The following is an 8760-nucleotide window of genomic DNA, read 5'->3' as shown; positions in this document are numbered from 1 at the left end:
TGGGGCACCCGTCCGGTCCCCCCGCCGCTGGGCCAACGGTGCCGACCGCACGCGGAGCGCGGCGTCGAGCCTCACCGATGCGCACCGATCGTCGCACACCACCATCCGGCGCCACGAGCGCCGCCTCCCGCACGCCATCGTTTACTTCCCACGCGCGCGCCGACTGCAGGTCCTAACAACCAGCGATCGGCCTCGCGCTCTAACGAGAATTGTACCGCACGTTCCTAATGCTCCCCTAATACTGCCACCGCTTATCACCGCCCCGCCAGTGTTATGCCGCCACTTCTCCGCGGCATAACCAGCGAACAGCACCGCCGCCGCGGCACGGTAACCGCCTGCCGCACTGCGACTTGCCAGCCCCGGGGCCGTATCCCGACGCCACGATGGACCGCGGAGATGGCGGCGTTACGCCAGAACGGCCACGAGCATCCCACACACGCCCCACCCCCGCCGCACTTCACCCCGATCCCCCGCCCGGCGACCCACGCCACATCGGTGGACCACCGCCGCCACCACCGTCCAGCGGACTGCGCACACCCAGGCCACCCCGGTTCAACACGTGGGTGTACAACATCGTCGTCGAGACGTCCCGGTGCCCCAGCAGCTCCTGCACCGTCCGGATGTCATAGCCGGACTCCAACAGGTGCGTGGCGAACGAATGCCGCAGCGTGTGACAACTGACGCGCGACACCAATCCGGCCCGCTGCGCCGCCGATCGCACCGCCTTCTGCAGCACCGAGGGGTGCACGTGGTGTGTTCGGAGCTGCCCTGACGCCGCATGCCGGTACTCCGCCCGCGCCGGAAACAGCCAGCACCAGCTCCACCCCCGCACGGCGTGCGGCGACTTCTTCGCCAGGGCGCCCGGCAACTCGATGTATCCGCCCCCTCGGCTGCTGCGCCACAACACCAGCCGCCGCACCGCGGCGACCTGCGACATGACCCGGTCGCGCACCGCCCCCGGCAGCATCGTCACCCGGTCGCGCCCGCCCTTCCCGCGGCGCACACGGATCTCGCCCCGGTCCACGTTCACGTCCTTCAGCCGCAACGTGCAGCACTCCTGCAGCCGCAACCCCGATCCGTACAGCAGCATCGCCATCAGTTGCGGCACACCGTCCATCGCCGACAACAGCTGCTGCACCTCACCGCGCGACAGCACAGCCGGCAGCACCGCCGGCTTCCTCGCCGGCGCCACGCCGGACACCACCGGCAACGGCGCACCGAGCACGTCGCGGTAGAGGAACTGCAGCGCCGCCAGCGCCTGGTTCTGCGTCGACGCCGCCACCTGCCGGTCCCGCGCCAGGTGCGTCAGGAACTCGCGCACGGCGTCCACCCCCAGCTCCCGGGGATGTCGCACGCCGTGGTACCGCACGTACGCCACGACCCAGCGGCTGTACGCCTGCACCGTGCGGGCGCTGAACCGGCGCACCAGCGCGCGGTCGCGGACCAGCGCGAGCAACGTCGGCGAGGAAGACGGCATGCCTGATCATCGCACCATCGGACGCCGCGCACCGCACCATTCCTCGCCGCGCCGGCGCCAAGCCATGCACCACACGGCGAACCCGCCCCCGGCTCACGGGCCGGCGACGCCTCAGCCGATCCCCCCCGCCACCGCGCGCCGCATGCAGGTCGCCGACGCCGGACACAGCGACCGGAACTGCATTGCCTCCCCGATCGCCGCACCTGCCACCTCCCGCGTCACGATCTCGAACCCGCGCACCGCGAAGTAGTCCGCCGCCGTCGTCGTCAGCAGGTACAGGTGGCGTGCGCCCTCGATCACGGCCATCGCCTCGCTCTCGGCCATCAGCACATCCGCGATCCCGCGGCCGCGGTGCGACGGCGCCACCGCCACGCTGCGCAGCAGCACCGCGTCACCGTGCACCTCGATCGCCGACGTCCCCACCACCTGGCCATCCTCCCGCGCCAGCACGAACGCCTCGATGTGGTACGCGACATCATCCACCGGCAGTCCCACACCGCGCAGCAGCTCGACCACCGCGCCCAGGTCGTCGACCTCCGCGCGTTCGATCCGTACGTCCGCCGTCATCGTCACCCCCTCAGCTGCAGCAGTCGGGGCCACAACAGGCGGCGGCCCCGTCGACAGCCGGAGTACCCAGCGTCTCCAGCGCCCTGGCCGCCGTCGCCACACGCGGCGCGCCGGCCGCACCGGGCTTCGTCGCGCGCACGAACGCCCCCATGAAGCGCCCGTCGATGTCCGCCGCGAACTGCGCGATATCCAGCCCGCTCCCCGAAAGGAACGCCGCCGCATCCTCCGCCTTGTAGATCCGCGTCGGCTCGATGCTCACCCCCTCGAACCCCACCTCGCGCAGCAGCCCGATGAACTCCTGCTCCTCCAGCGCGCCGGCCACGCAGCCCACCCACAGCTCCATGTTCCGCTGCACCTCCGCCGGCACCGCGCCCCGCACCACCACGTCACTCACCGCGAACCGGCCGCCGGGCTTCAACACCCGGAACGACTCCGCCAGCACCGCACGTTTGTCGCCCGACAGGTTCACCACGCAGTTGGAGATGATCACGTCCACCGTGTTCGACGGCAGCGGGATCGACTCGATGTGGCCGCGCAGGAACTCCACGTTCGTCGCGCCGGCGCGCGCCTTGTTCTCGTTCGCCAGCGCCAGCATCTCGTCGGTCATGTCCAGCCCGTAGGCCTTGCCCGTCGGGCCCACCCGCTTCGCCGACAGCAGCACGTCGATGCCCCCGCCCGAACCGAGGTCCAGCACCACCTCCCCCGGCTGCAGGTCCGCCAGCGCGGTCGGATTGCCGCACCCCAGCGACGCCAGCAGCGCCTCGGCCGGCACCCCCGCCGCCTGCCCCTCGTCGTAGAGGTTGGCCGTGATCGGGTCCCAGCTCTCCGTGCTCGAGCCGCAGCACCCGCTCGAGCCACTCGCCGGGCCACAACACGAGGCCCCTGCCGTCGACCCCGACTCCGCCACCCGCGTGGCCACCGCTCCGTACCGCGCACGCACCGTGGTGCGCAGGGAGTCGATCGTGCTGTCGCCGCCGGCCGTCGTCACGTCACGCATGCTGCCGCTCCATGTGAATCAGGAAATCTTGATATGTGGACCACAGGAAACCACCGTCCGGTACCGCGTGCCCGTTATCCGCAACAGCCCGGCAACGCCCCGCGTCGTGCCCTCGGGCGCAGGCCGGCCAGCACCTGCTCCGCCTCCAGAATCACGTCGCGATTCAGCGTGTAGTACGCCCAGCGACCCTCGCGGCGGTCCGTCACCACCCCGGCGTCCTTGAGCACCTTCAGGTGATACGACAGGCGCGACTGCGCCGCCCCCACCACGTCCATCAGCTCACACACGCACTGCTCACCGCCCTGCAGGATCGACACGATCTCGACCCGCGCCTCGTCCGACAGCGCATGGAACAGGGCGGCAGCTCGCGTGAAATCGGTCCCGGTGTCGGTGCGCATGGGACGTATCGTACCAGTATTTTTTGATATGTCCAGCCCCCCACTGACCCCCCTGAACCGGCACGCCGGCCACTGACTCGCGAACCACGGCCGCGCCGGTCACCCCCACGCCACCAGGCCGTGCTGCCGTTCAGACGTTGCAAAGAGAATACGCCTCGCGCAACGACACCATGGGATCACGGACCGGGATGAACTCCTGCCCCACGTACCCGGTGAACCCGAGCTCCGCCAGCGTCGTCATGATGCGCGGATAGTTCAGCTCCTGCGCATCGTCGATCTCGTGACGCCCCGGCACCCCGCCCGTGTGGTAGTGTCCGATGTGCGCGAAGTTGTCGCGGATCGTCCGGATCACGTCCCCTTCCATGATCTGCATGTGATACACGTCGTAGAGCAGCTTGAAGCGCGGTGAGCCCACGCGCGTCACCAGCTCCGCACCCCACGCCGTGTGGTCACACATGTAGTCCTTGTGGTCCACCTTCGAGTTCAGCAGCTCCATGATCAGCGTCACGCCCAGGCGCTCGGCCAGCGGCGTGATCCGCTGCAGGCCCGTCACGCAGTGCGCCAGCCCCTCGGCATCCGACAACCCGCCGCGGTTGCCCGAGAAGACGATCATCTGCGGGATCCCCGCCGCTGCCACCAGTGGCAGCAGCCGCCTCGACTCGGCCTCCAGCCTGTCGTGCTGGTCGGGACGGTTGAAGCCCACCGGGATCGTGCTCGGCCCGTTGGCCACCGCGCACGTCAGGCCGGCAGCCTTCACCGTCGCCCACTCGTTCTCGCTCAGCAGCTCGATGGACTTGAACCCCATCGCCGCCACGTCGCGCGACAGCACGTCCAGCGGGATCTTGTCGTAGCACCAGCGGCAGACGCTCTGCTTGAGCCGCCCCGCACCCTGCGTCACCGTCGCCATCGGGGCCGCTCCTCCGAGTACCTGCGCCGCACCGGCGGCGCCGAGCACCGCCAGCATCTCACGTCGCTCCATCACATCCCTCCACGGGGAACGGTGTCCGCCCTGATGCTACGCGCCCGCACACCCGCCGGCCACCGCCACGCTCCGGCCCCGCCGGCCGTCACCACCAGGCGCCGCGCAACTCCACCTCACACAGCTCCGACGGGCTGGTGTGGTCGTCCAGGTCCACCACCACCAGCGCCCGTCGTGCATGGTGCGGGTGCAGCACCACCCCCTCCACCTTCCCACCGAATGGCGCCCCGCGCTCATCGGTGATCGCCGTCCAGCGCGCCGCGCGACGCCGGTCGTTCGGCAGCACGCCGATCGCCGAGCCACCCACCGCGCCGTCACTGCCCGCATCCTCCGACGCCTCGGCGGCGGCGGTGTAGAGCACGTTCGAGCGACCCGCAGGAATGGCGTCGGTGAAGCCGAGCGCCACACCGTCGATCGCACCCAGCCGGTACTGCGTGATGCGCTGCAGCGGCGGCACCGGATGGCGATCCGGATCGGCGATGTGTGCCCGCAGCAGCGCCCACGACAGGTCGCAGGTGGCGTCGCACGGCTCCAGGTCGTCGGTCGCCTCGCCGTTCCCGCGCCCGAAGAGGCGAATCGCGCCCCCGGTGTACATCGCCCCCTCGATGTTCATCTCGCTGCCCGCGAAGTGTGGCTCTGCACGCAGTGCCGCATACAGCGCGGGAAGGTGCACCAGCGCCGGCGCGTCGTGCGCCAGCGCCGTCCCGCCACTGCGGAACCGCAGCGACAGCACGTTCTCCCGCCGCTTCTTCGACCCCGACCCGAACGCCAGCAGCGTCGTGCCGCCGGTCTCCGGCACCCGCGTCATCGCCTCCAGGTCCAGCTTGTGCTTCTTGTTCCCGCGACCATCGTCGAACTGCCGCAGGTCGCCCTTCCCGGCCGGCAGCGTCACGGCATCCGCCAGCCCCGTCACCGGGTCCACCAGTGCGACGAAGTTCACGTCGTCCTGCACCAGCGCGATGCGCCCGCCGATCCACGCCATCGAGCTCGCGGCCCGCACGTGACCCGGCCGGTCGAGCTGCGCATCCTCGCCATCGGCGTAGTGCATCGCCACACGGCGGGTGATCCGCGCCTCGAGGGCCGGGTCACGCGCGCTCTCGATCACCGTCGGGAAGGGACGCTCAGCCATGCACGCGGGTGTGGAGGTCGGGGGATCCGGGAGCAGCGCCTGCGCCGGGCAGACCGGGGGCGGTCACGCCACCTCGAACAGGCCGGCCGCGCCCATGCCGCCACCCACGCACATCGTCACCACCACGTACTTCGCCCCGCGCCGCTTCCCCTCGATCAGTGCGTGCCCCGTGAGCCGCTGGCCGCTCACGCCGTAGGGGTGCCCCACCGCGATCGCGCCGCCGTTCACATTCAGGATCGACGGGTCGATGCCAAGCCGGTCGCGGCAGTACAACACCTGCACCGCGAAGGCCTCGTTCAGCTCCCACAGGCCCACGTCCTGCATGCCGAGGCCGGCGCGCTGCAGGAGCTTCGGCACCGCGAACACGGGGCCGATCCCCATCTCATCGGGCTCGCAGCCGGCCACCGCGAAGCCGCGGAAGATCCCGAGCACCGGCGCGCCGCGCCGCTCGGCCGTCGCCCGGTCCATCAGCACGCACGCGCCGGCACCATCCGAGAACTGGCTCGCATTCCCTGCCGCGATCGTTCCGCCCGGGACCGCCGGCTTGATCTGTGACACGCCCTCGAACGTGGTGTCAACACGGATGCCCTCGTCAGCGCGGATCGTCACCTCGGTCGTGCTGATCGCCTTCGTCTCCTTGTCCTGCACCCCCATCACCGTTGTCACCGGCACCAGCTCGGCATCGAACAGGCCGGCGCTCCGTGCGGCGGCGGCCTTCTGCTGCGACTGCGCCCCGTACTCGTCCATCCGGTCGCGCGTGATGCCGTAACGCGCGGCCACGGTCTCGGCCGTCTGCAGCATCGGCCAGTACAGCGCCGGCTTGTGCTCCTGGATCCAGGCATCGTGGATCATCTTCGTGTTCATCTCGTTCTGCACGCACGAGATCGACTCCACACCGCCGGCCACGAAGATGTCCCCCTCGCCGGTCATGATGCGCTGCGCGGCCATGGCGATCGTCTGCAGCCCGCTGCTGCAGAAGCGGTTCACCGTAACCCCCGGCACCGTCACCGGCATGCCCGCGCGGATCGCGACCTGCCGCGCGATGTTCCCGCCCGTCGCACCCTCGGGGGTGGCGCACCCCATCAGCACGTCCTCCACCTCGCCACCCTCCAGGCCGGCGCGCTCCAGCGCCGCCGTCACCGCGAAGGCACCGAGCGTGGCCCCGTGCGTCATGTTGAAGGCACCGCGCCACGACTTGGCGAGGGGGGTTCGTGCGGTCGAGACGATCACCGCGTCGCGCATGCGTCACAGCTCCGTGAGGGTCCGGCGGAAGCCGGCTCGCAGCCGGCACGACTCGAGCGAAGTGTACCCGGCGGCTCAGCCGTGCAGTAGTCGAACACCCGCCCATGACGCGCTCCGGCGGCCGGGCTACACTTCCCGAGCGGGAGCGCGGCACCACGCCAGGCGCCGCCCCGCAGCGTCCTCCCTCACGCCACACGCCCATGCCGACCGTGCGCGACGTCCCCACCACGCCCTTCAGTGACCAGAAGCCCGGCACCTCGGGTCTGCGTAAGCGCACCGTCGTGTTCCAGCAGCCGCACTATCTCGAGAACTTCGTGCAGGCGCTGCTCGATGTCGCCGCCCTGCCCGCCGACGGCACGCTGATCGTCGGCGGCGACGGCCGCTTCCTCAACTACGAGGCGATCGGCACCATCATCCGCATGGCCGCCGCCAACGGCATCCGCCGCATCATGGTCGGCCAGGGCGGCCTGCTCTCCACGCCCGCCGCCTCGCACCTCATCCGCCTCCACGGCGCCGGCGGCATCATCCTCTCGGCCAGCCACAATCCCGGCGGCCCCGAGGGTGACTTCGGCATCAAGTACAACGCCGGCAACGGCGGCCCCGCCCCTGAGTCGTTCACCAACGCGGTCGCGACGCGCGCCGGCGCACTCACGTCGTACCGCATCGCCGATCTCGACACCATCCCGCTCGACACCGTCGGCACCCACGCCATCGGAGACGTCTCGGTCATCGTCGTCGATCCCGTGGCCGAGTACGCGACGCTGATGGAGTCGCTGTTCGACTTCGAGGCGATCCGCGCGCTGTTCGCCGGCGGCTTCTTCATGCGATTCGACGCCATGCACGCCATCACCGGCCCGTACGCCACCGAGATCCTCGAGAAGCGACTGGGCGCACCCGCCGGCACGGTCATCAACGGCACCCCGCTCCCCGATTTCGGCGGTGGGCACCCCGACCCCAACCTCACCTACGCGCACGACCTGGTCGAGGAGCTCTTCGGCGACGCGGCCCCCGACTTCGGCGCCGCCTCCGATGGCGACGGCGACCGCAACATGGTCCTCGGGAAGCGCTTCTTCGTGACACCATCCGACAGCCTCGCGATCCTCGCCGCGAACGCGACCCTCGCGCCGGGCTACGCCGCGGGCATTGCCGGTGTCGCACGCTCCATGCCCACCAGCGCCGCGGTGGACCGCGTCGCGGCCGCGATGCAGCTGCCCTGCTTCGAGACGCCCACCGGCTGGAAGTTCTTCGGCAACCTGCTCGACGCCGGCCGCATCACCCTCTGCGGCGAGGAGAGTTTCGGCACCGGCTCCAACCACGTTCGCGAGAAGGACGGCCTCTGGGCGGTGCTCTTCTGGCTCAACATCGTCGCCGCCCGCAAACAGTCGGTGGAGCAGGTCGTGCGTGAGCACTGGGCGACGTACGGCCGCAACTACTACACGCGCTACGACTACGAGGAAGTGCCGAGTGATGCCGCGGCGGGCATCATGGACCAGCTGCGCGCACAGCAACCCGAGGCGCCAGGCCAGACCATCGCCGGCCGCCGCATCACCGCCGCCGACGACTTCTCGTACCACGACCCCATCGACGGCAGCACCAGCACCCACCAGGGGCTCCGTTTCCTCTTCGACGATGGCAGCCGCATCATCTACCGCCTCAGCGGCACCGGCACCGCCGGCGCCACGCTGCGCGTCTACATCGAGAGCTACGTCCCCGGCCCCGATGGCCTCGACCGCGATCCGCAGGACGCCCTCAAGGACCTCGTCGCCGCCGCCCTCGACCTCGCCCAGATCCCGTCCCGCACCGGCCGTTCCGCTCCGACCGTCATCACCTGAACGGCAACGGTTTCAACGCAAAGTAGCTGTGTTGAAAGTCAAGCCACTGGCGGCGCTGGCGCGAGCCAGCGCTGTTGTGTTTTCGCCATGGCGTTCAGGATGATGAGCAGGTGCCGCATGCACGCCGTCAGCGCGAGCT

General features: G+C 70.4%; 8 protein-coding genes. 1 reads left to right on the top strand and 7 read right to left on the bottom strand.

Going from position 1 to position 8760, the window contains the following annotated elements:
• Positions 1-457: 457 nt before the first annotated feature.
• The 7 genes from IT355_07890 to IT355_07860 form a co-directional block, all read right to left on the bottom strand.
• On the bottom strand, positions 458-1477 hold the full coding sequence (locus tag IT355_07890; protein ID MCC7053176.1) for an integron integrase: 1020 nt from the start codon (positions 1475-1477) through the stop codon (positions 458-460).
• Positions 1478-1588: 111 nt separating this feature from the next.
• Complete coding sequence (locus tag IT355_07885; GenBank protein ID MCC7053175.1) at positions 1589-2044, bottom strand: GNAT family N-acetyltransferase; 456 nt, start codon at positions 2042-2044, stop codon at positions 1589-1591.
• Between the two features lie 10 nt (positions 2045-2054).
• Complete coding sequence (locus IT355_07880) at positions 2055-3041, bottom strand: arsenite methyltransferase (protein ID MCC7053174.1); 987 nt, start codon at positions 3039-3041, stop codon at positions 2055-2057.
• A 74-nt stretch (positions 3042-3115) separates the two neighbouring features.
• The gene (locus IT355_07875; protein ID MCC7053173.1) at positions 3116-3439 is read right to left on the bottom strand and encodes a winged helix-turn-helix transcriptional regulator; all 324 of its coding nucleotides are present in this window, start codon (positions 3437-3439) and stop codon (positions 3116-3118) included.
• 130 nt (positions 3440-3569) lie between these two features.
• Positions 3570-4418 carry a TIM barrel protein gene (locus IT355_07870; GenBank protein MCC7053172.1) on the bottom strand — a complete coding sequence of 283 codons (849 nt, stop codon included), beginning with the start codon at positions 4416-4418 and terminating at the stop codon, positions 3570-3572.
• A gap of 88 nt (positions 4419-4506) precedes the next feature.
• Positions 4507-5547, bottom strand: a complete 1041-nt coding sequence (locus tag IT355_07865) for a hypothetical protein (protein ID MCC7053171.1) — start codon at positions 5545-5547, stop codon at positions 4507-4509.
• A 63-nt stretch (positions 5548-5610) separates the two neighbouring features.
• Positions 5611-6789, bottom strand: coding sequence for an acetyl-CoA C-acyltransferase (locus IT355_07860; GenBank protein MCC7053170.1), 1179 nt, complete (start codon positions 6787-6789; stop codon positions 5611-5613).
• Positions 6790-6989: 200 nt separating this feature from the next.
• Between IT355_07860 and IT355_07855 the strand changes: the two genes are divergently transcribed.
• Positions 6990-8621, top strand: a complete 1632-nt coding sequence (locus tag IT355_07855; protein MCC7053169.1) for an alpha-D-glucose phosphate-specific phosphoglucomutase — start codon at positions 6990-6992, stop codon at positions 8619-8621.
• The last annotated feature ends 139 nt before the right edge of the window (positions 8622-8760 follow it).

The sequence above is a fragment of the Gemmatimonadaceae bacterium genome, assembly GCA_020851035.1.
Taxonomy (GTDB): domain Bacteria; phylum Gemmatimonadota; class Gemmatimonadetes; order Gemmatimonadales; family Gemmatimonadaceae; genus JACMLX01.
Note: the sequence above shows the minus strand (reverse complement) of the source record. Positions and strands in the feature narration are given on the sequence as shown.